The following is a 21,426-nucleotide window of genomic DNA, read 5'->3' on the forward strand; positions in this document are numbered from 1 at the left end:
GCGCCTTCCGGTGCCCGGAGGGCGGTGGAGCCGGTAACCGCGTGCGACCGCGCCCGAATCGAAAACCACTGGACAGTGGATCACCGCGGCCCTTTATCGTGCGCCATGGACATCTCGACCGACCCGGCCAGGCTCGACATACCCCGCATCCACACGTGGCTCTCCACGGACGCCTATTGGGCTCTGGGCCGCCCGCTGGAGAAGGTCGAGCAGAGCATCCGCAACTCCCTCAACTTCGGCGTCTACTCCTGCGACGGCGAAGGCGAGCAGATCGCTTACGCCCGCGTCGTCACCGACCACGCCGTCTTCGCCTTGCTGTGCGACGTCTACGTCGCCCGCGAGGCGCGCGGCCGGGGCGTCGGCGTTCGCCTGGTGGAAACCGTCCGCGACCACCTGGCCCCGCTGGGCCTGCGCCGCGTCCTCCTGGCGACAGCGGATGCCCACGGGGTCTACGAGAAGGTGGGCTTCACCCCACTGGCGAGGCCAGAACGCTGGATGGCGCTGGAGGCGAGCTGAGCGGGGCCGACCGCGACCGGTGCCAGTCCCGCAGAAGGTCCTCGATCCGGGGCAGCACCGGAATTCGCTCCAGGGACAGCGGCCCCTCGGCCCGCACGAGTGCTCCGTGGACGGCTCGGGCCGCCCGCCGCAGCGCCTCCGGTTCCGCCCAGGGACCGAGGCCGCGGGCGGCACGCATGATGTCCGGGTAGACCGACTGGGCCCGCTCGAAGTCGACGTAGCGGTCGAGGTCGCGCTCCATCCCCTCGACCAGGTCGGGTGAGACCTCGCCGACCGCCCGCTGCCAGCGGTGCACCACCTCGTCCCACTGCCCCGGCCGCGGATAGCTCATCCGGCACAGATGGGTCGCCAGGTCGTGCACGGGGTCGCCGAGCATGGCCAGTTCCCAGTCCAGGACGAACAGGCTCCCGTCGGGCCTGACGATGAGATTGTGCCGGTGCACATCCGTGTGCAGGAGCACGAAGGGGCGGGACACAAGGCCGCCGAGCCTCTCCCCGAAGGCAAGCAGGGCAGTCTCGCGGACACCGAGGCCGTCGAACAGCGCCCCGAACTCCTGACGGTTGGGGCGGTGCACCTCCTCCTCGGCGAACCGCAGCAGCCGCAGCAGAAAGCCCGTGGAGTCCCCGTCCTTCGGCCAGTCCTCGGGCAGGGGGGGCAGAGCGGCGGTGTCCAGCGCGGCCAGCGTGCCGAACAGTTCGAGGATCTGCGACACGTACCGCTCGTCCACCGGCTTGCCCGCCGCGCACAGCCTGGCCAGGGGCTCGCCGGGAGCGTAGGTGTGAACGGTGAAGTCACCGCGGTCGGCCAGGCAGCGGGGGATGCGGGGCACCCGGCGTTCGAGCGCGCCGAGGACGTCGGCCTCGCTCGGCCATACGCGCAGGACCACCTTGAGGGCGTCGCGGATCGGAACGCGCAGCTTCACCTGTTCGCTGTCCCGCGGCCGTGCGCGCACGAGGTAGTTGCGATTGTGATGGCCCACCAGTGGTTCGACGTCGCGCACGGCCCAGGCCAGGAGTTCGTCCCAGGGGGGGTCGGGTTCCGGACGGGAGGCGTCGCCGGGTACGCCCGTAGGGGGAGCTGGCATCGAGTGACCTGACCAAGTGGAAGTGCTGCGTGGTGCGGGCCGTTGCGCACCGTGGCCGACCCGGGTGGAGTCCTGGTCGAAGCCGCTGATCACCGGGGTGTCGTGTACAGCGCTTCCCGCAGGTAGCCCAATGAGCTCACGACGACATCGGCGTCGGCGGCACGCAGCACTGTGGCCTTGTGGGGAGTGCGGGCGTACCCGATGAACCGTACGTTCGCGCTCTTGGCGGCGTTCACGTCCGATGGCGAGTCACCGAGCATCAGACAGGCATCGGGCAGCATATCGAGAGCCCTCATCGCCCGGTCAAGGCAGTCGGGGCTGGGCTTCATCTCTTCGACCCGTTCGGCCTCGCGACCGAACACGTATGGCCCAAAAAGTCCGGCGAGTCCACTGGAGTTGAGATACTCCCGCGCGGCCGCCGGAGCGTTGTTGGTCGTGATGGCGATCCGCACCCCCATCCCGACGAGGTCGCGCACCAGTCCCTCGGCATGGGGGGTGGCGCCGGCGGAGCGGGCGGCGGTGATCTCCTCCGCCGTCAGCGCGGCGTTGATCTCGGCCACCAGCGCCGGACGCGCACCGGATCCCGGAGCGGCCAGGGCACGCAGCACCTCGTGCGGGTCGTCGGTCGCGTCCGGTGGGCAGAGCTCATGCCCGCGCGCCCGCACCAGGGCCTTGAGCCGGGCACCGACCTTGGGTGCGGGGTGGTTGGCGAACAGACGGCACAGCGGACCGTCGAAATCGAACAGCACGCACTCCGCCCCCTTGAGCAGCGGATGCAGCACCGCGAAGTCGGGCCGCTCGGACCAGTCGGAATCAGTCGGTGTCACTCAGAAAGTTTCAGTTCCTCGGCGATTGTTGACCAGAGCGAGGTGAACCACGCCTGGGACTCTCGGACAAAGATGCCACTGGGGTCGTTGTCGTCGTCGGGGTTCTTCGCATGCCAGAACAGGGTCGAGCCCAGCCCCAGCACGTCGTAGACCGGCCCCCACTCGGGGTTCTCCGGGATCGAGCGCTCCACCACTCGGTAGAAGCCCACCAGCACATCGTTCTCATTGAGCACGTACAGCTTCTGGACAGGGGTGATCGGGACCGAACGGATCTCGACCGAGACCTCGGGGGCGTGCGCGACCATCTGCGACTCCCCCAGGGCCAGCAGCTTATTGCGCAGCAGGTAGGCATTGTTGTTGATCAACCGGTTGAGCCGCTTCAGCGGTTTGGCGTCGTCGGGGTCCGAAAGCCGTTGCGGCAGGGCGAGATGGGCCCCCGGACTCGGCAGCAGGACCCGCAAGGTGATGGACTTCGGCCGCAGTTCCCCCGCGTAGATGCGCCGCAGCGGCCTCTCGAACGCCCCGTGCAGGGTCTGCGTCGTCAGGCAGAAGGCGTCGATCCGCACATGCTCGGCGGCGAAAGCCGATTCGAGGTGCTGCACGAGGGAGACGACGGCTGCCTGGGGCTGGTGCAGATCCTCCGACGGGGGGTGCCGGTTGGCGACGACCGCGGCCCTGCCGCGCTGCGAGTCGAGGTAGCCCTCGTCCTGCAGTTCCTGGATCGCCCGCTGAACCGTGGAGCGCGAGACATGGAAGCGCTCCTTCAGCATTTCCTGCGTGGGCAGTTGGTCGCCGACCGCGAGAGTCCCTTGCAGGATCTCCTGGCGCAGCTCCTCGGCCACGCGCTGGAACGGCGGACGCCGGGTCTCCACCGAAGACTGCTCGCTGTCCATGGCGCCAACCGTACAACTGCTGGACTTGCCCGAGACCTTGCCTGACCCAACTTTCCCGGCCACTCGGGCGGAAGTGGGCGGACCACCAGCTCAAGTTGGGCAATCCGGCAGTCTTTGAGACCACTACCTCGCCGTCGGTCAACTTCCCACTACATAGAGCAATATGCCTGGCTCAAGTTTATCGATCTGCCATTCAAGGGGACAACATGATTGAGAACAGTCGGTCAACTTGCCTCACTTGATTGAGAGTTGACTATCTCGGAGTGGTGTCCCTCCCCGAGTTCACAGGTGTGCGGCGGAGGGCACCCCGATGTCCTCGCCTGCCTCGAGCAGTGCCCTGCGTGGAGGGAAATGGGGGATCACAATGCCCGTCCTCGCGTTCACCTTCGAGCAAGTCATGCAGTTCCGGTTCGGGGTCGGCGGCGCCACCCTCGCCCTGCTGTTCCTCGCCTACCTCAAGGCCAAGAACGAGCTCTACCAGTGCATCGCCATCGCCGTCGTCCTGCTCATGATCTTCTGAAGCCTCAGAATATGTCGGGGCACCACGGGCGCCGGCCGGTGCGGAACATCGCGTCGACCCGGCCCGCGGCGTTCGCGGTGGACTCCTCGACCCGGCCCACCACCGCCAGCCTCGTTGCCGTCTCCTCGCCCAGGTACAGCGAGCCCAGGGCGGTCGCGTCCAGCGTCAGGTCGGCGGAACGGGTGGTCCGCTCGCAGGTCGCGCCGACCGGAGACCCGTCGAGGAGGAAGCGTCCCGCCGCGTAGCCGTCGCGGTCGTGGACCTCGAGGACCAGCGCGTCGGCGGCCGAGTAGGCACGGGCCGCCAAAATGGCGGGAACGTCCAGCGGCCGCAGCCACATGTAGTCCGCGTACGTGGTCCGCGTGACCGCACGGGGGTCGCCGAGGAGCAGGGGCAGGATGTCGTCCGGGGGGCGGTGTCCGGCGGAGACGGTCCACACCCAGTCGACCGACATGGCGTAGCGCCACAGCTCCGCCTCGGCGGCCGGGGTGGCCGCGATCAGCTCGACGACATTCAGCTTGTCCCTGGGCACCTTGGACTCCCAGCGGTCGTCCACGGTGTAGGCGAGCAGGCCGTCGACCTGGCCGGAGGCATCGCGGTACAGCACCCTGAAGGGCTCGGTCCAGGGCTCGCCCGGCATCCGCAGATGGCCGGCCGCCATCTGCCACCAGCGCTCGTTGCGCGGCATCGCCCCCGGGCAGGTGAGCCGGAAGCGGTCGTACAGTTCGGGGCCGTACTTCAGCATCTCGGCAGCGTCCACGAGGTCCAGGCGGCCCTCGGACGGGGGCGCGCAAGGGCCGAGGGCGGCTCGGGCCAGATCGACCTCGTAGTCGACGGACGTCGTGGCCTGGCCGAAGCCGTAGCGGCCGTAGATCCCGTACTCGGCGGCGATGAGCACGGACACCGGCTCCTCGCGCTCGGCACTGGCCCGCAGTTCCTCGGCCATCATCCGCGTCAGCAGGCCGCGGCGGCGGTGGGTGGCGGTCACGGCGACGTTGGAGATCGCGGAGGCGGCCACGGTCCCACCGCCGGGCACGGTCACCTCGCTGGGAAAGCTGCGGAACGTTCCCACGCAGCGCGCCCCGTCGAACGCCCCCTGGGTACGGGCCGGGATCACCCGCAGGCGCCGGATGTCGGCGGCGCCCTCGTTGTAGGGGCGCAGGAAACCGGTGTCGAGCGCCTTCGACCACTCGGGTATGTCGCTGTCGGTGATGTAGCGGACGTCGAGGGCGTCCCCGCGTTCGGTCATCCGAGCAGGCTAGAACGCGGCTCGAAGCGGGCGCATCCGAGTTTCCGCCGCCGCCCGCGCCCCTTCCCGACCGATGGACCGGCGGCCCGGTGACGGCCGACCGGTGACGGCCGACCAGTGACGGCCGACCAGTGACGGCGGAGCGCCGACCGCTGACCGGCGGTCCGGCTCAGAAGGCCGCGCGGACCTCTCCGACCCGTCTGCCGCCCCCGCACAGCGGCGAGTCCCCAATCTTGTCCAGTACCGCGGCCTCGACACCCATACGGCGCAGGGCCTGCGCCAGCACGGGGCCGATGGCCCGCTTGGCGCCGTCGTCGACCTTGAACGCCAGCGCCCTGCCGTCCTCCAGCGCCACCGCCTGGACCGCCTCGGCGCCCATCTTGGCCATCGACCCGGGCACCTCCTCCATCAGCCAGGTGTCTATGCGCCGGGTCCCGGCGACGAACGAGGGGTGGGCGCGCATCGCGTCGGCCACCCGCCGCTCGGGGGTGCCCGGCTCGGCGAGGACGAACGCGCGGAAGGCACGGGCCAGGCCGGTCAGGCTCACCGCCATCAGCGGCGCTCCGCAGCCGTCCGTGCCGATGTGGTCGACGGGGTCGCCGGTGAACTCGCGCACCACCCGCAGGATCTCCTGCTGCACCGGGTGGTCGATCTCCAGATACGTCCTGGTGGGCCAGCCGTTGGCCACGCACACGGCGAGCATGGCGGCGTGCTTGCCCGAGCAGTCCATGAGTATCGGCTCGCGCTCGCCCCCGGCCCTCAGATGCAGCTCCGTCTCCACCTCGTCGAGGGGGAACGAGTGCGGGGTCTGCAACGCGCTCTCGTCCAGTCCCGCGGAGGCCAGGATGGCGCGGACCCCGTCACGGTGGAACGTTTCCCCCGAGTGGCTGGAGGAGGCCAGCGCCAGGAGCTCCCCGTCGAGGTCGAGCCCGAGGCGCAGCACCGCGGCCGCCTGCATCGGCTTGGTGCTGGAGCGGGGGAAGATCGGCGCGTCCGGCTCCCCCAGCGCCAGCTCCACCGAGCCGTCCGCCGCCAGCGCCACCACGGAACCGCAGTGGCGTCCCTCCACGAAGCCGGAACGGACGACCTCGGCGAGCACGGGGTGCGCGGCGGTGTTGGCGTTCATCTACGGGCCCTCCGGGGGTTGGTGGATGCGGCGCGGCCCCGCCCCGGAGCCGGGATCACCCTCCGGAGAGCAGGTCGTCGACTCGTGCTTCTCCTTCACGGTACCTGCGGGCGATTTCGGCACTGCATCCGTCGGCCGTGCGCTGGAGCCGCTGCCTGCGCTCGGAGACCTCCTCCTCGTGTCCGGCCAGGCGGCCCATCGCCTGCCGCAGCTCGTCGTCCGTACGGGCGTCGAGATCGGACAGCTCCACCTCGGCGAGCATCTCCTCGGCCAGCCTGCGGTGCTCCTCCCCGCGGGGGGTGCTCAGGGTGACATGGCGGGCGGAGGTGCGCACGCGGGAGGGGACGTCGGCCAGGATCTCGGGGAGCTGGTCCAGCAGGTTGGCCCGGGTGCCGGTGCGGCGGGCCAGCTCCGCGCGGAGGATGTCGATGCGCCCCTGGAGGAGACGGCGCAGGTAGGAGAGGTCCGCCTCCTCCTGAGTGGCACTGCGGCGCAGGTCGCGCAGTTCGTCGAGGGTCAGTCCGCTCAGCGCCGGCGCCACCGGTTCGCACGCGCGGTCCTTGAGGGGCGCCCTCGGGCCGGGGGCCCTGAGGTAGGGCGGTTCCGCCGTCATGTGCACTCCTCGTTGCGGGGCAAACGGGCCATGCCAGGCATCGTGCCACTCAGTGGACGAGGCGCGCAGCGACTCCGCCCCCCAACAGCCCCGAACGGCCCTCTGGAAATGGCCGGGTTCGCTCCCTGGAAGGATGTCCGTCATGCGTGCAGTGGCTCAGGTGGTGACCCAGGCGAGCGTGACGGTCGACGGCGAGGTGGTCGGGGAGATCGACGGTCCCGGCCTGTGCGTCCTGGTGGGCGTGACCCACGACGACACCCCGGCGAAGGCCGATCAGCTCGCCCGCAAGCTGTGGAGCCTGCGCATCCTGCCCGACGAGAAGTCCTGCTCGGACGTGGGCGCACCCCTGCTGGTGATCAGCCAGTTCACTCTCTACGGTGAAGCGCGCAAGGGCCGCCGCCCCACCTGGAACGCCGCCGCCCCCGGCCCGGTCGCCGAACCCCTCGTGGACGAGGTGGTGGCCCGGCTGCGGGCACTGGGGGCGCGGGTGGAGACGGGCAGGTTCGGGGCGGACATGAAGGTCGCGCTCGTCAACGACGGCCCGTTCACCGTGATCGTCGAGATGTAGACCGCCCCGCTCGCCCCCGCAGGCGTTCGGCCCCTGCCTTCGCGTCGGCCGCTGTCTTCGGTCGGCCGCTGTCTTCGGTCGGCCGCTGTCTTCGGTCGGCCGCTGTCTTCGGTCGGCCGCTGTCTTCGGTCGGCCGCTGTCTTCGCGTCGGCTGCTGCCTTCGCGTCGGCCGCTACTGCGGGACGACCACCTCCTGGGCGGCGGCGACGCCGCCCGCGAGCAGGGGGGCGTCCACGGGGGTGTTCCGCTTCACCAGCGCCAGCGCCACCGGACCCAGCTCCCAGTGCCGGGCCGAGGAGGTGACAAAGCCGATCTGGCGGCCGTCCTCCCCGTCCGAGGCCAGCCGCACGGGGGCGCCATGAGTGGGCAGGGACACCTCGGTCCCGTCCAGGTGCAGGAAGACCAGGCGGCGCGGGGGCTTGCCCAGGTTGTGGACGCGCGCCACGGTCTCCTGGCCGCGGTAGCAGCCCTTCTCCAGGTGCACGGCGGACTCCAGCCAGCCGAGCTCGTGCGGGATGGTGCGGTGGTCGGTCTCCATGCCGAGGCGGGGCCGGTGGGCCTCCACCCGCAGAGCCTCCAGCGCCCAGACGCCGACGGCCGGACCGTTCGCCTGAGCGAACGCCTCCAGTTCCCCGCGCGGCAGGAACAGGTCCCGGCCGTAGGCGGTCTCCCGCACGGCGGCGACGCCCGAGGGCTCGGCGATGCTGCCCGCGGGCAGGTGGACCACCGCGTACTCGCCGGTGGCGTCGGCGACCTCCACCCGGTAGAAGAACTTCATCGACTCCAGGTAGGCGATCAGCTCCTCCTGGGTCCCCGGCTCGACATGAACCCAGGTCGTGGAGCCGTCGTCCACCAGGTAGAGCGCGTGCTCGATGTGCCCGTGCGCGGAGAGGACCAGCGCCTCGGTGGCCTGGCCCGCCGGGAGGTGGCTCACATGCTGGGTCAGGAGCAGATGCAGCCAGGCGAGGCGGTCGTCACCGGTGACCTTGACGACACCCCGGTGCGAAAGGTCGACGAAACCGGTGCCCGAGGCGAGCGCGCGCTGCTCGCGGAACAGATCGCCGTAGTGCGCGGCGACGCCTTCATCGGGGCCTTCCGCGGGGACGGCGGAGGGCAGCGACAGCAGTGGGCTCTTCATGCCGTCCAGCGTACGCGGGGACCTACTTGGGAGTTTCGGCGCCGGTGGAGCCCCGGGCGCCGCCGGCCGGCTCGTCACGCGGCGGTTCGCCGGGGCGGTCGCCCGGCCCGTCCTCTCCGGCCTTGGCGGTGCAGTCGGCGCAGCGCCCGAAGATCGCGAAGTGCTTCATGTCGGTGTCGAAGCCGAACCGCTCCCGCAGCGCGTCCACCAGCGGATCGGCCACCGAGATGTCCGCCTCGATGATCGAGCCGCAGTCCCGGCAGACCAGGTGCATGTGGTGGTGCCGGTCGGCGAGGTGGTACGTCGGCGCGCCATGGCCCAGGTGGGCGTGCGAGACCAGGCCGAGCTCCTCGAGGAGTTCGAGGGTGCGGTAGACGGTCGAGATGTTCACACTGCTGGCCGTTCTGCGCACCTCGGTGAGGATCTCGTCCGGGGTGGCGTGCTCCAGGGTGTCGACCGCCTCCAGTACCAGCTGGCGCTGCGGAGTCAGCCGGTACCCCCGCTCACGCAGGTTGGCCTGCCAGTCGGTGCCGTGTGCGCTGCTCACCTCAGGTCGCACCCTTTCGGCTCTCGGCGCGGGCCGGGGACCCGGGCCCGCCCAGGCTCAGCGGAAGAAGGCGATGCCGTCGTCCGGCAGGTCCTTGATGTCGTGGATCCACTCGGCCGGGTTCACGACCTTCTTCAGGTGCGCCGACATGTAGGGGCGCAGCGGGACCTGGGGCGTGGCCTTCTCGAAGACCCACATGAGATCTCCATTGACCAGACCGTACAGCCGCTTGCCGCCGGAGTAGTCCGACGCCGAGGGGATCCGGGCGACCGCGTCGGTGACGAGGTCGATCTGCGGCTTCTTGTCGGCGAGCTCGCCGTACCAGATCTCGATGACCCCCTCGTCGCGGACCATCACGATCTCGAGCTTGCGCTCGCCGTCGACCCGCCAGTAGCCGCTCTCGCTCTCCAGCGGGCGTACCTTCCTGCCCTCGCTGTCGAGCGCCCAGGTGCGGGAGGTGTACTCCAGGAACGGCCGGCCGTCGTGCGAGAAGGTCACTTCCTGGCCGAAGTTGCACTTCTCCATGCCTGGGAAGTCGCACACTCCGGCGCCCTGCCAGGTGCCGAGGAGGAAGGCGATGGGCACATTGGCCGGGTTGAGGTCGGACGGGATCTCGATCATGGGTGCCTCAGTCCTCCTGCGGAACCGCGGTCAGCGCTGGCCCTGGTACAGCTTGGCGACGGCGTAGACGGCGAAGCTCGCGATCAGGACCGACACCAGGGCCAGAAGAGCGGTGAAGAAGTTCTCAAGCACGGGTGTGCTCCTAAACAGGGGAAACCGACGGGCAGGCCGTACCCGAGTCTAGTCGGCCCCCAATGCGCGGGTCGTACGAGGTCAGTGCGTGCCGCGAAGCCGTTGGTACTGGGCCTTGAGGAGCTCGGCGACGCGCGCTCCCGTGGGCGGGGTGGCGCTGCTGATCGAGATCGTGATCTGGACGTTCCCCTCGTACGAGACGGCGACCAGCGCGCCGGTGCTCTCCGCGCTCGCCGACGGCAGGCGGGTGGCACGGGCACGCGCGTCACCGGGAACGGTGACCTCGGGGCCGTGGAAGTGCGGTGCCTCGGCGAACGCGCGGGCGCCTTCGGACGAGGTGAAGCGGATCAGCTTGACATTGACCTCGGAGCCCTGGTCGGCCGTGGTGAACCCGCGCACGGCGGCGTCGCGGAACGAGGCCCTGCGCAGCGCGTCGTCGGCGCCCGGCTCGAACCCGATGGCGGCCTCGTCCAGGCTCATGAGCTCGGCCGGGCCCTCGCTCTGCGCGCCCTCGGGGACGGGGAGGAGAAGGCGGCGAAGGTCGTTCGCGCGCCTACCGGGGCGGGCGGGACTCGACGGCCCGGCGCCCGTCGGGCGTGGCGACGCGGAGTGCGGGACGCCCGGTCTCGGCTGCGCCTTCGCGGAGGGCGAATCGGAGGAGCCGATCACGGCGACCGTGCCCGCGACCACCGCGGCGAGGGCCACCGCCCCCGCACCGAACGCCGTCTTCCCTGCCCTCACAAGCCCCCCATGGCGTTGCCCTTGTCCCGGCTTCCGGGCACTTCCCGGCACTTTCCGGCTTCCCGGCACTTTCCGGGCGCCGCTCACCACCGGCGATGATCACGAGTGCGACAGCGGGATTATGCCGCACTACAGTGCGCGTATGGCGAAGAGACTGGTCATCAAGGTCACCGCGGGCGAGGAAGCACCCGAGCGCTGCTCGCAGGCGTTCACGGTCGCGGCGGTCGCCGTGGCGAGCGGGGTCGAGGTCTCGCTCTGGCTGACGGGTGAGTCGTCGTGGTTCGCGCTGCCGGGCCGGGCGGCCGAGTTCAAACTGCCGCATGCCGCCCCGCTGCCCGACCTGCTGGAGTCGGTGATCGCCGGTGGTCGGGTGACGCTGTGCACGCAGTGCGCGGCACGGCGGGAGATCACCGAGAAGGACGTCGTCGACGGGGTACGGATCGCGGGTGCGCAGGTCTTCGTCAGCGAGGTCATGGGCGACGGGGTCCAGGCGCTCGTGTACTGAGCGCCGACCGCTGAGGTCGACCGCTGAGACCGACCGGCGGGCCCGGACGACCGCTGAGGCCGTCCGGCCAGCCCGGACGGCCGCGGGCCTTCGTCTCGCCGGGCGCCCGGGGGGGCGCCTACGGGGAGTCGTGCCTACGGGGAGTCGTCCGGACGTTTCCTCGCCGCCCGCTCCTTGGCCGCCTGCTCCTCCCGCAGCCAGGTGTCGTCCTCGGGCTCGTCCTCGAGCCAGCTGTCGTCGGGGACGTCCCACCATTTGTCGTCGGGCTCACGCCGGTTCGCCATGATCGCCGCGACCGGGGGGATGATCATGGCGACCACGCACATGCCCACCGCGAGCGGCACCGACCACAGGCGCACCACACCCCACGCCAGGACGAAAAGGGCCAGGCAGAGCCCCATCATGACGAAGTAGCGGCGGCGTCTGCGCGCGTACATATAACAACGGTACGTCAGCGGGGCCCGGCGTACACCCGCACGAAGGCCGCGCCCCCGCGACGTGCGCGGGGGCGCGGCCTCGCCGTTCAGCGGCCCTGTCGGCGTACCCGCCCGAGCCCTCGGCTCGCGCCGGCCTCAGACCGCGATGGCGACCTCGGCCAGGCCGCCCTGCTGGGCGACAACGGTCCGGTCCGCGGTCGCGCCGGGAACCAGGGCGCGCAGCGTCCAGGTGCCCTCGGCGGCGTAGAAGCGGAACTGCCCGGTCGCCGAGGTGGGGACCTCCGCGGTGAACTCGCCGGTGCTGTCCAGGAGGCGGACGTAGCCGATGACGGGCTCGCCGTCGCGGGTCACCGAGCCCTGGATCGTGGTCTCACCGGGCTTGATGGATGCCGCGTCCGGGCCGCCGGCCTTTGCTCCACACATACGTTTTCCTCTTTGGGGTGAAGGGGGATCAGTCGGGGTCAGGAAGAGGCGCCGAGCTCGATCGGCACGCCGACGAGGGAGCCGTACTCGGTCCAGGAGCCGTCGTAGTTCCTCACGTTCGGCTGGCCGAGCAGCTCGTGCAGGACGAACCACGTGTGAGCGGAGCGCTCACCGATGCGGCAGTAGGCGATGGTGTCCTTGGCCAGGTCCACGCCCGCGGCCTCGTAGAGGTCCTTGAGCTCGGCGTCGGACTTGAAGGTGCCGTCGTCGTTGGCCGACTTCGACCACGGGATGTTGCGCGCGGTCGGGATGTGGCCCGGACGCTGCGACTGCTCCTGCGGCAGGTGGGCCGGGGCCAGCAGCTTGCCGGAGAACTCGTCGGGCGAGCGCACGTCGACGAGGTTCAGCGTGCCGATGGCGGCCACGGCGTCGTCGCGGAAGGCGCGGATCGAGGAGTCCTGCTCCTTGGCCTCGTACTGCGTGGCCGCGCGGGTCGGGACCTCGGCGACGAGCTCGCGGGAGTCGAGCTCCCACTTCTTGCGCCCGCCGTCGAGGAGCTTGACGTCCTCGTGGCCGTACAGCTTGAAGTACCAGTACGCGTAGGAAGCGAACCAGTTGTTGTTGCCGCCGTAGAGGACGACGGTGTCGTCATTGGCGATTCCGCGCTCGGACAGGAGCTTCTCGAAGCCCTCCTGGTCGACGAAGTCGCGGCGGATCGGGTCCTGGAGGTCCTGCTTCCAGTCGATCTTGACGGCATTGCGGATGTGGTTCTTGTCGTACGCCGAGGTGTCCTCGTCGACCTCGACGAGGACGACCTTGGGGTCGTCGAGGTGGGCCTGGACCCAGTCGGCGTCCACGAGGACGTCACTGCGGCTCATGCTGTTCTCCTCCGGGGCAGTTGCGGCGGGCGGCTGCGGTCTGGTGCGTCGAAACCGCGCGCGTTCGCGCGGTGCTCACATGGCACGGCGGTGCGGGGCGTAGCGGTCGGGGGAACGGTGTCCGTCGGGAGCGCCGCCGGGATCGGACGGCAGGGCGCGACGGCCCGTCAGGCCATTCGACACAGGCAGGCGGCCACGCGGCACAGGTCTACTGCCCGCCGCTTGGTGAGAACCGCCTGTCGCTTCATGCCACCGATCGTAGGGAGTCCGCCCGGGAAGTGTCAGGGGTGTTTCAGGATTCGAGACAAAATCGTCCGTATGGCGGGAATAAGATCACAAAGACGCCCCACCGCACCGTTTCCGAGGCCTTCGTGGAGCGGGCGGGGGGTTGATTTCACCGGTGTGCGGACAACGCTGTCTCAGCAGTCGGACATCGGTCCTCACCGACTCAACCGCTCAGCGAGACACCCTTGCCCGCCAGCTTGATGGTTACCCCGTCCGGGCCCGCCTCTAGCTTCTGGAGCTCGATTCCCGAGGGAAGGCCGGTGATCTTCTTCGAGAAATCGATCCGCTCGCGCACGAGGCCCTCCAGTCCCGGGATCTGATCGGCGCCCGGGATGGACCTGGCGCGCAGCTTCACCGTGCCGCCGTCGACGAGGCGGACCTCGCTGGTGACGCTCTTCTGCCATGTGCGGCCGAGGAGGCTCAGGCGGCCGATGACCTTGACCTCGCCGGTGCCCGGCTCGGAGCCGCTGCCGCCGTAGGAGACGGTGACACCGTCGGGAGCGGCCGCCGTCAGATCGGCGTAGGTGATGAGCACGGTGCCGGTGAGGGTCTCGGCCGTCGCCGTGGTGAAGCCGTTGGAGAACTTCACATCGTGCAGGTCGGCCTTGAACCGGTCGATCCGCACCGAGGTCCCCTGGTCCTGCGCCCGCATACCCCTGGCCGAGGCATGGACCTCGTCGAGCTTGCCGCCGAGGAGCTGGGTGAGGAAGGGAAAGCCGTCGATGCTGATCTCGGGGTCACCCTCGACGGGCTGGGCCTGGCGGAAATGGTCCGCCGCCTCCGACTCCGCGACGGCCACGGCTATTCGGTCCGCCGCGACGAACAGGACGCCGAGCACGACAAGCGCGATCAGCAGTGGACGAAGAACTCGCATGCGCTACTGCTCCCCCGGATCAGAGACTTCAAGGAGCCTAACCTCGGCGATCACGGGCAGGGCTCAACCGGCGATCACCCGGCCGATCAGGTAGACGGCGGGGGCGGCCGCGGTCAGGGGCAGCGAGACCCCGGCGGTGAAGTGCACGAAGCGGGACGGGAAGTCGTAGCCGGCCACCCGCAGCCCGATCAGCGCGCAGACTCCGGCGGCCAGTCCCAGCAGCGCGCCCGACGAGCCGATGCCCACGGGGCCGCCGACCGCCACACCGCAGCCCGCGGCGGCCGCCAGGGCGGCGAGTATGGAGACCGGCTGCGGCAGCGGGAGGGCTTTGACCAGCACCGTGACGGCCACGGCGGCGGCCCCGACGACGACCGGGGCGCCGTCCGACCAGTCGCCGCTCGCGCCCCGGGAGTGCGGGTGGCCGATGCTCCAGGCCGCGAGCAGGCCGGCGGCCAGGACCGTGACGACGGTGGAGGAGGCGGTGACGGTGAGCGCGTAGAGGCGCTCGTCCGCGCCACCGCGATGCCGCATCTGGAGGAGCAGGACCAGCAGGAACCAGGCACCGAGGGTGCCGATGGCCGCGGTCGGCGCGTGCTCCTCCCCGACGGCGAGGGTGGCCGCATCCGCGGTCACTCCGGCGGCGAGGGCGAGCAGGATGCCCTGGCGGGCGGGCCACATCCCGTTGAGCCGGAACCAGCCAGCCGCGGTGACGGCCTGGAGGACCAGTACGGCGGCGCCGAGGGCGGGACGGCCCAGGGACGCGGCCAGGGCGACCACACCGCAGAGCACCGCGGTGATCGCGGCGGGCCGCAGACCGGGATCGATGATCGGCGACCCCGTCCTCAGTGGTGTGACGGGCGCGCCGGCGGTGGCCAGGGCGGTCGGGGACGGTGCGGCGGACCGGGAGGGGGACGGCGGGGGCGCCGTGACGCGCGGGCCCGGAACATCGGCGGCGGAGGAGCGCCATGCCTGGCCACTGCCGTCGCCGCCGTGGCCGACGCCGCCATGGCCGTCAGCACTGTGGCCGCCGGGACCGTGCCCGCCAGGGCCGTGGCCGCCGGGGCTGTACCCGTCAGCGCCGGGGCCGCTCTCCGGGGCCGGCTGCCGTACCGCGCGAAGGGGCTGGGTGTGGTCGGGCGCCGCCGAAGGCTCATGGCCGGAGCGGTCCGGGGCCGCGGAGTGCTCGTGGCCCAACGCGCTCGGCCGACGATGCGCGCCACTGCCGGGGGCCCACAATGGCCCGGAGCCGTGCTGGGCGGCGGCGCTGTCGTAACCGCTCACGCCATTGCCCTGCCCGGAGGGTCCCCGGTGTCCGTACCCCTCGGCCGAGTCGGCCGGGGCGCCGTATCCGGTCGGCCCGCCGTAACCTGCCGCCGCGTCGCCGTAGCCGGTCGGCTCGCCATATCCGGCACCGTCGCCGTGGACCGTGGACTCGCCGTATCCCGTCGGCTGACCGTATCCAGCGGCTTCCCCGTACCCGGGATACCCGGTCGGCTCGCCGTAACCGGGCTGCCCGGCCGGCTCGCCGTACCCGGTCGCGTCGCCGTAGCCGGAGGGCGCGCCGTACCCGGTCGCCTCGCCGTACCCGGTCGCGTCGCCGTAGCCGGTCGCGTCGCCGTAGCCGGAGGGCGCGCCGTACCCGGCCGGCTCGCCGTACCCGGCCGGCTCGCCGTGTCCCGAGCCCTGGGCGTAGGGGTTGGCGGTGAGGGGGTTGGCGGTGGGGGGGCCGGCGGTGGGGGGCTCGGCCGCATCGGCCCCGTATCCGCCGGCGTATCCGTCGTCGTAGCCGCCGTCGTGGGGACCGGCACCGGGCCCGGGGGGCGGATCCGGTTCGTAGCCCTGCTCCGGCCCCGGCTTCAGCCGGTGGCGGGGGCCGCGGGGGGGCCTCGGGGGCTCGTTCCAATCGGAGGTCGACATACCGGTGGTCCTCACCCTCCCGCGAACGGCGGCAGGACCTCGACGGTGCCGCCCTCGGCCAGCTCCACGCTCCCGTGCTCCCGGGTGCCCACCGGATCGCCGTCCACGAGGAACGAGCACCGCGACAGCACACGCGCGAACTCCGGCCGGTCTCCGTGCCGCTTGCGCGCGGCCGCCAGCGCGTCGGCCAGCGTCCGCGCCCGGTACGGCTCCTCGGCCGTGCCGGCGGCGGCCTTGGCGGCGGCCCAATAGCGGATGGTGCCGCCGGGCCCGGTGCCCGTCACGCTTGCGGCCATTGCGGCTCCTCGACTCGTGCGGCTGCAACGCGGCGTTGCAGGGTGTCCATCATGGCGGGTTTCTCCACGACCCCCGCAACAGCCTGTGGACAACTCGGCGATGGCCCAGGTCAGCCGGTGTGCCCGCCCAGCCAGACGCCGATGCGGCGCAGGAGCTCCGGAGCCGCCGCGTTCTCCGCGTGGCCGAAGCCCGGCTCGATCCACAGCTCGCATCCGGGCCCGGCCGCCTCGGCGAGCGACCTCGGATGGTCCAGCGGGAAGTAGGCGTCCCGATCGCCGTGCACGACGAGCAGGGGCGTGGGCCCCATCCGGCACACCGCCTCCACGGGGGACAGCGGCACCGGGTCCCAGTCCTCCGGGTGGATCCTGGTCCCCAGCCCCAGCCGGGAGACGATCCGGCCGCTGGGCCGGGTGACCACCCAGTGCAACCGGCGCATGGGGGCGGTTCCGCGGTAGTACCAGCGCGCGGGGGAGCTCACCGACACCACCGCGTCGGCATGTGCTTCCGTGCGCCCCCCAGTGTGCGCGCCCTCTCCCCCGCGCGGCCCCATTCCTCCCCCGTTGAGCCCCGCCTGGCGCAGCACGACCGAACCGCCCATGGAGAAACCCACGGTCGCCACCCGTTCATGCCCCAGGGACCGGGCCCAGACCACCGCCGCGTCGAGGTCCAGCACCTCCCGGTCACCCACCGTGGAGCGCCCGCCGGAATTCCCGTGGCCGCGAAACGAGAAGGTGACCACCGCCCCGTACTCGCAGAGCACGGCGGCCGCCCGCCGCACCGCCGGTCTGCGCAGCGCTCCGGTGAACCCGTGGGCGACGACGATCGCCAGGTCAGCGGCCGGATCGGCGGCCGCCCGCAGGGCCGGTCGGTAGGCCGCTTCGATCCTCACGCCGTCGTCGGTCAACAAGGCCGCGAGGCGTCCACCGTCAGAACGGGGAGTGTTCGTGCGTATACGGGCTCGTACCGGGTGGGTCTCTGCTCCGGGCTCCATGTGGGCTATTCTCCTAGCCAGAGGGATCCGGGCAGTGTTGCCCCCGGGTCCCTTTGCGCTTTCACGCACGTCCTACGGGGGCACCGGGAGCCCCCGTAAGGGCGCCGGAGGAGTGCAGTGTCACGAAGAAGGAACGATTGTTGAGCTGTGCCGCCGTAACGCTGAGGTCCCAGCGGGGACCGAGGAGGGTCGCAATGGGCAAGCGAAGTGTGCAGGACCGACCGGACATCCGCAGAGACCGTGCTGCCCGCAACCCGAGGGGTGGGGCCCGATGAGCTCTCTGCTGCTGCTGACCAACGCTCTCCAGCCGTCCACCGAGGTCCTGCCCGCGCTGGGCCTGCTCCTGCACAGCGTCCGGGTCGCCCCGGCCGAGGGCCCCGCGCTCGTCGACACCCCGGGCGCCGACGTGATCCTCGTCGACGGCCGCCGCGACCTGCCGCAGGTACGCAGCCTGTGCCAGCTGCTGCGCTCCACCGGCCCCGGCTGCCCCCTGATCCTCGTCGTCACGGAGGGCGGCCTGGCCGCCGTCACCGCTGAGTGGGGTGTGGACGACGTCCTGCTCGACACCGCGGGACCCGCCGAAGTGGAGGCCCGGCTGCGGCTCGCCGTCGGGCGTCTGCAGGTCGTGGCCGACGACAGCCCGATGGAGATCCGCAGCGGCGACCTGTCCGTGGACGAGGCCACCTACAGCGCCAAGCTCAAGGGCCGTGTGCTCGATCTCACCTTCAAGGAGTTCGAGCTGCTGAAGTACCTCGCCCAGCACCCGGGCCGGGTCTTCACCCGCGCCCAGCTCCTCCAGGAGGTCTGGGGGTACGACTACTTCGGCGGCACCCGCACGGTGGACGTCCATGTGCGGCGGCTTCGCGCCAAATTGGGCCCGGACAACGAGGCGCTGATCGGCACCGTGCGCAACGTCGGCTACCGCTTTGTCACCCCCGAGAAGCCGGAGCGCGCCGAGAAGCCCGAGCGCTCCTCCGACAGCGAGGACCGCTCCTCCGGTGGGACCGAGCCCGGCGAGGAGGCATCCGTGGCCGTCGCACCCTCCAGAGGTGCCGATAAACCCGCGTAGACTGCTGCCGTGCCCAAGGTGACGCGCGACGATGTGGCCAGGCTGGCGGGAACCTCGACCGCGGTTGTCAGCTACGTCATCAACAATGGACCCCGGCCCGTGGCCCCGGCGACCCGGGAGCGGGTGCTGGCGGCGATCAAGCAGCTCGGCTACCGCCCGGACCGGGTGGCCCAGGCCATGGCGAGCCGCAGGACCGACCTCATAGGCCTGGTGCTGCCCGACGCCCGGCAGCCGTTCTTCGCGGAAATGGCCCACGCCGTCGAACAGGCGGCGGCCGAGCGCGGCAAGATCGTCCTGATCGGCAACAGCGACTACATCGACGAGCGCGAGGTGCACTACCTGCGCGCCTTCCTCGGGATGCGTGTCTCCGGTCTGATCCTCATCAGCCAGGGCCCCTCCGAGCACGCCGCCGAGGAGATCGCGGCATGGGACGCGCGTGTGGTCCTGCTGCACCGCCGCCCGGACGCGATCGACGACGTGGCGGTGCTGACCGACGACGTCGGCGGCGCCCAGCTCACCACCCGGCATCTGCTCGAGCACGGCCATGAGTACGTGGCCTGCCTCGGCGGCCCCGAGACCACCCCGGACACCGGCGACCCGGTCACCGACCACGTCGAGGGCTGGAAGCGGGCCATGGCGGAGGCGGGCCGCTCGGTGGAGGGACGGCTGTTCTCGGCGCCGTTCAACCGCTACGACACCTACCGGGTCGCCCTGGACCTGCTCAGTGGCCCCTCCCGCCCGCCGGCGATCGTCTGCGCCACCGACGACCAGGCGATCGGTGTACTGCGCGCCGCTCGTGAGCTGAAGCTCGACGTTCCCGGCGACCTGGCAGTCGCCGGGTTCGACGACGTCAAGGAGGCAGCACTCACCGATCCTCCGCTGACCACGGTCTCCTCCGACCGGCAGGCCATGGCGCGTGCCGCGGTCGATCTCGTCCTCGACGAGTCGCTGATGGTCGGGGGCGCCAAGCGGCAGCGGGTGCGGCAGTTCCCGTCGCGACTGGTGATCCGCCGCTCCTGCGGCTGCCCGTAGGCTCCGAGGGCTACCGGGGGGAGCCGGCCCGCGACGGCCTCTCGGCTCTCGACCGGGTGGCCGCCCGCGCACCGGACGCGGTCGTTGGTTCGTCCCCCGGGGGCGCGGGCTGTCGATCGCCGCGAGGGCGGCGGGCCCGGCGCCGGCATCGGTGCGGATGCCGACACCGAGCCCGATGGAGGCATCGGTGCCCCTGGAGGAACTCCCGGAGCGCCTGCTCGACGACCTACTTGATGATCGTGATGCGGTCGGCCGCGGGCGGGGCCAGCGGGGACGCCGCGGAGGAGTGCGCGGTCAGATACCCGGTGAACAGGTCGAGGTCGGAGGCGCCGACCAGTTTGTTCTTGCCCTCCTTGAAGGCGGCGAAGCCGTCGCCACCGCCGCCGAGGAACTCGTTCATCGCCACCCGGTAGGTCTTCGCCGGGTCCAGCGGCTGCCCGTCGAGCTTGACCGAGTCGGTGACGACGCGGGCGGCACCGGTCTTGGTCATGTCGAGGGTGTAGGTGAAGCCCTTGGAGACCTGGAGGATCCTCGGGCTGGCCTCGTTGGAACCGCTGACCTGCTGCTGGAGCGCCGAGACGATCTGGGCCCCGGTGAGGTCGAAGACGTTCATCATGTTGGTGAACGGCTGCACGGTGAAGGCCTCGCCATAGGTGACGACGCCGTCCCCCTCGCTCCCCGACGCCTTGTAGGCGAGGTCGGAGCGGATACCGCCCGGGTTCATGAAGGCGATCCGCGCACCGCCCTTGTCCGCTGCGGCCGTGCCCTCCAGTTGGGCGTCGGCGATGACGTCGCCGAGCGGGAGTTCGGGGGAAGCGCTGCCGCGGCCGTTGATGTCGGCGGAGATGTAGCCGACGGAGCGCCCGGCGATCGGGGCGGCAAGCTTGTTCCACCGCGCGATCAGGTCGGTCATGTCCGCGGCCTTGGGCTGGTCACGGCGCACGACATGGTTGGCCGCGGCGACCGAGGTGCGCACGATGTCGTGCGTACACCGGTCGTACGTCATCTCCAGGTCGGTGTAGAGGCGGCCGAACGAGGCGGCGCTGGTGACCGTGCGGGGGTTGCCGGCCGGGTCCGGGACAGTGCACGCGTACGGCTGGTGGGTGTGGCCGGTGACCAGGGCGTCGACCTGCGGGTCGATGTTCTTGGCGATGTCCACGATCGGGCCGGAGATGCCGTTGCCCGGCGCGTCGCAGTCGAAGTCGAACGTGGTGTTGGCCGGGGGCAGACCGCCCTCGTGGATGAGCGCGACGATGGACTTCACGCCCTGGCGCTCGAGCTTCTTGGCGTACTTGTTGATCGTCTCGACCTCGTCGTGGAACTTCAGCCCCTTGACGCCCTCGGCGGTGACGACGTCGGGGGTGCCCTCCAGTGTCACGCCGATGAAGCCGATCTTGACCCCGCCGGGCATCCGCTTGACCCAGTACGGGTCGAGGATGGGGCGGCCGGTCTTCTCGTTCGTCACATTCGCGGCGAGGTAGGGGAAGTCGGCGCCCTGGAAGGCCGGCTTTCCGTAGCAGCCGTCCTTCGGGTGGCAGCCGCCCCGCTGCATGCGCAGCAGTTCGGCCCTGCCCTCGTCGAACTCGTGGTTGCCGACGCTGGTGACGTCGAGGCCGAGCTTGTTCATCGCCTCGATCGTCGGCTCGTCGTGGAACAGACCGGACAGCAGCGGGCTGGCACCGATCATGTCGCCCGCGGCGGCGGTGACGGAGTACCGGTGGCCCTCGCGCGCCTTGCGCAGCGAGGTGGCGAGGTACTCCACGCCGCCCGCCGGGGTCTTGACGATGTTTCCGGCCGCGTCCTTCTCGGTGACCGTGCCGGAGGAGCCCTGCGGCGGCTCGAGGTTGCCGTGGAAGTCGTTGAACGACAGCAGTTGCACATCGACGGTCCGGCTGTGCGGGTGGTGCCAGTCCTGGTGCGCCTCCTGGCCGCTGGCCGAGGGCGTCGCCGCGACCAGCGAGCCGATGAGGACGGCGACCCCGGCGGTCGCGGCGGCCAACGGTCTGCGTGAGGTACGGCGCTTGGGTGTCGCGGACATGAGTCCCCTTCTCATGAGCGGGATGGTGCTGTGGTGCTGCTACTCACCGGTTCGGTGCGGGCCGAGCCTACGGTCAACGCGCGTAGCCTGTCAGGAGACGGACGG

At 71.1% G+C, this 21,426-nt stretch carries 25 protein-coding genes; 6 read left to right on the forward strand and 19 right to left on the reverse strand.

The window, feature by feature from the left end; all coding sequences use genetic code 11:
- Window positions 1–105: 105 nt before the first annotated feature.
- Window positions 106–516, forward strand: a complete 411-nt coding sequence (locus IEY86_RS12590) for a GNAT family N-acetyltransferase (RefSeq protein WP_189131693.1) — start codon at window positions 106–108, stop codon at window positions 514–516.
- Here the strand turns inward: IEY86_RS12590 and IEY86_RS12595 are convergent.
- The 3 genes from IEY86_RS12595 to IEY86_RS12605 form a co-directional block, all read right to left on the reverse strand.
- Entirely contained in the window at window positions 467–1,600 is a 1,134-nt protein-coding gene (locus IEY86_RS12595; protein ID WP_189131694.1) for an aminoglycoside phosphotransferase family protein, read from the reverse strand. The genes IEY86_RS12590 and IEY86_RS12595 overlap by 50 nt on opposite strands.
- A gap of 89 nt (window positions 1,601–1,689) precedes the next feature.
- The gene (locus tag IEY86_RS12600; protein ID WP_189131695.1) at window positions 1,690–2,427 is read right to left on the reverse strand and encodes an HAD family hydrolase; all 738 of its coding nucleotides are present in this window, start codon (window positions 2,425–2,427) and stop codon (window positions 1,690–1,692) included.
- Window positions 2,424–3,320 (reverse strand): GntR family transcriptional regulator, encoded by an 897-nt coding sequence (locus tag IEY86_RS12605; RefSeq protein WP_189131696.1) that lies wholly within the window; start codon window positions 3,318–3,320, stop codon window positions 2,424–2,426. The genes IEY86_RS12600 and IEY86_RS12605 overlap by 4 nt, the downstream gene beginning before the upstream one ends.
- A gap of 364 nt (window positions 3,321–3,684) precedes the next feature.
- Here IEY86_RS12605 and IEY86_RS12610 point away from each other — a divergent pair, with 364 nt between their 5' ends.
- The gene (locus tag IEY86_RS12610) at window positions 3,685–3,840 is read left to right on the forward strand and encodes a hypothetical protein (RefSeq protein WP_189131697.1); all 156 of its coding nucleotides are present in this window, start codon (window positions 3,685–3,687) and stop codon (window positions 3,838–3,840) included.
- Between the two features lie 4 nt (window positions 3,841–3,844).
- On the opposite strand, the gene IEY86_RS12615 is transcribed toward IEY86_RS12610, so the two are convergent.
- The 3 genes from IEY86_RS12615 to IEY86_RS12625 form a co-directional block, all read right to left on the reverse strand.
- Window positions 3,845–5,089 carry a GNAT family N-acetyltransferase gene (locus IEY86_RS12615; RefSeq protein WP_189131698.1) on the reverse strand — a complete coding sequence of 415 codons (1,245 nt, stop codon included), beginning with the start codon at window positions 5,087–5,089 and terminating at the stop codon, window positions 3,845–3,847.
- 169 nt (window positions 5,090–5,258) lie between these two features.
- Window positions 5,259–6,215 carry an asparaginase gene (locus tag IEY86_RS12620; protein WP_189131699.1) on the reverse strand — a complete coding sequence of 319 codons (957 nt, stop codon included), beginning with the start codon at window positions 6,213–6,215 and terminating at the stop codon, window positions 5,259–5,261.
- Between the two features lie 55 nt (window positions 6,216–6,270).
- A complete protein-coding gene (locus tag IEY86_RS12625; protein ID WP_189131700.1) occupies window positions 6,271–6,828 on the reverse strand; it encodes an RsiG family protein in 558 nt (185 codons plus the stop codon).
- 142 nt (window positions 6,829–6,970) lie between these two features.
- Between IEY86_RS12625 and dtd the strand changes: the two genes are divergently transcribed.
- Complete coding sequence (gene dtd, locus IEY86_RS12630; protein ID WP_189131701.1) at window positions 6,971–7,396, forward strand: D-aminoacyl-tRNA deacylase; 426 nt, start codon at window positions 6,971–6,973, stop codon at window positions 7,394–7,396.
- A gap of 172 nt (window positions 7,397–7,568) precedes the next feature.
- Here dtd and ygfZ read toward each other — a convergent pair whose 3' ends face one another.
- The 4 genes from ygfZ to IEY86_RS12650 all read right to left on the reverse strand — a co-directional run bounded on the left by ygfZ (window position 7,569) and on the right by IEY86_RS12650 (window position 10,575).
- On the reverse strand, window positions 7,569–8,534 hold the full coding sequence (gene ygfZ / locus IEY86_RS12635) for a CAF17-like 4Fe-4S cluster assembly/insertion protein YgfZ (RefSeq protein WP_189131702.1): 966 nt from the start codon (window positions 8,532–8,534) through the stop codon (window positions 7,569–7,571).
- A gap of 22 nt (window positions 8,535–8,556) precedes the next feature.
- Complete coding sequence (locus tag IEY86_RS12640; protein ID WP_189131703.1) at window positions 8,557–9,081, reverse strand: Fur family transcriptional regulator; 525 nt, start codon at window positions 9,079–9,081, stop codon at window positions 8,557–8,559.
- 57 nt (window positions 9,082–9,138) lie between these two features.
- Window positions 9,139–9,702, reverse strand: coding sequence for a heme-binding beta-barrel domain-containing protein (locus tag IEY86_RS12645; RefSeq protein WP_189131704.1), 564 nt, complete (start codon window positions 9,700–9,702; stop codon window positions 9,139–9,141).
- A gap of 213 nt (window positions 9,703–9,915) precedes the next feature.
- Window positions 9,916–10,575, reverse strand: a complete 660-nt coding sequence (locus tag IEY86_RS12650; RefSeq protein ID WP_189131705.1) for a hypothetical protein — start codon at window positions 10,573–10,575, stop codon at window positions 9,916–9,918.
- Window positions 10,576–10,717: 142 nt separating this feature from the next.
- Here IEY86_RS12650 and IEY86_RS12655 point away from each other — a divergent pair, with 142 nt between their 5' ends.
- Entirely contained in the window at window positions 10,718–11,080 is a 363-nt protein-coding gene (locus tag IEY86_RS12655) for a DsrE family protein (RefSeq protein ID WP_189131706.1), read from the forward strand.
- Window positions 11,081–11,214: 134 nt separating this feature from the next.
- On the opposite strand, the gene IEY86_RS12660 is transcribed toward IEY86_RS12655, so the two are convergent.
- From IEY86_RS12660 to IEY86_RS12690, 8 genes are all read right to left on the reverse strand, one after another.
- Complete coding sequence (locus IEY86_RS12660; RefSeq protein ID WP_189131707.1) at window positions 11,215–11,517, reverse strand: DUF3099 domain-containing protein; 303 nt, start codon at window positions 11,515–11,517, stop codon at window positions 11,215–11,217.
- A 135-nt stretch (window positions 11,518–11,652) separates the two neighbouring features.
- The gene (locus IEY86_RS12665; protein WP_189131708.1) at window positions 11,653–11,940 is read right to left on the reverse strand and encodes a DUF1416 domain-containing protein; all 288 of its coding nucleotides are present in this window, start codon (window positions 11,938–11,940) and stop codon (window positions 11,653–11,655) included.
- Window positions 11,941–11,978: 38 nt separating this feature from the next.
- Entirely contained in the window at window positions 11,979–12,818 is an 840-nt protein-coding gene (locus IEY86_RS12670) for a sulfurtransferase (RefSeq protein ID WP_189131709.1), read from the reverse strand.
- A gap of 167 nt (window positions 12,819–12,985) precedes the next feature.
- A complete protein-coding gene (locus IEY86_RS38045; protein WP_373287009.1) occupies window positions 12,986–13,066 on the reverse strand; it encodes a putative leader peptide in 81 nt (26 codons plus the stop codon).
- Between the two features lie 200 nt (window positions 13,067–13,266).
- Window positions 13,267–13,977, reverse strand: coding sequence for an LmeA family phospholipid-binding protein (locus IEY86_RS12675; protein WP_189131710.1), 711 nt, complete (start codon window positions 13,975–13,977; stop codon window positions 13,267–13,269).
- A gap of 63 nt (window positions 13,978–14,040) precedes the next feature.
- Entirely contained in the window at window positions 14,041–15,894 is a 1,854-nt protein-coding gene (locus IEY86_RS37815; RefSeq protein WP_189131711.1) for a hypothetical protein, read from the reverse strand.
- A gap of 11 nt (window positions 15,895–15,905) precedes the next feature.
- Window positions 15,906–16,190 carry a MoaD/ThiS family protein gene (locus IEY86_RS12685; protein WP_189131712.1) on the reverse strand — a complete coding sequence of 95 codons (285 nt, stop codon included), beginning with the start codon at window positions 16,188–16,190 and terminating at the stop codon, window positions 15,906–15,908.
- A gap of 110 nt (window positions 16,191–16,300) precedes the next feature.
- Window positions 16,301–17,182, reverse strand: coding sequence for an alpha/beta hydrolase (locus tag IEY86_RS12690; RefSeq protein ID WP_189131713.1), 882 nt, complete (start codon window positions 17,180–17,182; stop codon window positions 16,301–16,303).
- A 271-nt stretch (window positions 17,183–17,453) separates the two neighbouring features.
- Here IEY86_RS12690 and IEY86_RS12695 point away from each other — a divergent pair, with 271 nt between their 5' ends.
- Both IEY86_RS12695 and IEY86_RS12700 read left to right on the forward strand, forming a co-directional pair.
- Window positions 17,454–18,251, forward strand: coding sequence for a winged helix-turn-helix transcriptional regulator (locus IEY86_RS12695; RefSeq protein WP_189131714.1), 798 nt, complete (start codon window positions 17,454–17,456; stop codon window positions 18,249–18,251).
- Window positions 18,252–18,260: 9 nt separating this feature from the next.
- A complete protein-coding gene (locus tag IEY86_RS12700; RefSeq protein WP_189131715.1) occupies window positions 18,261–19,283 on the forward strand; it encodes a LacI family DNA-binding transcriptional regulator in 1,023 nt (340 codons plus the stop codon).
- Window positions 19,284–19,509: 226 nt separating this feature from the next.
- On the opposite strand, the gene IEY86_RS12705 is transcribed toward IEY86_RS12700, so the two are convergent.
- Window positions 19,510–21,321, reverse strand: coding sequence for a bifunctional metallophosphatase/5'-nucleotidase (locus IEY86_RS12705; protein ID WP_189131716.1), 1,812 nt, complete (start codon window positions 21,319–21,321; stop codon window positions 19,510–19,512).
- Between the last annotated feature and the right edge of the window lie 105 nt (window positions 21,322–21,426).

Source organism: Wenjunlia tyrosinilytica (assembly GCF_014646055.1).
GTDB lineage: Bacteria > Actinomycetota > Actinomycetes > Streptomycetales > Streptomycetaceae > Wenjunlia > Wenjunlia tyrosinilytica.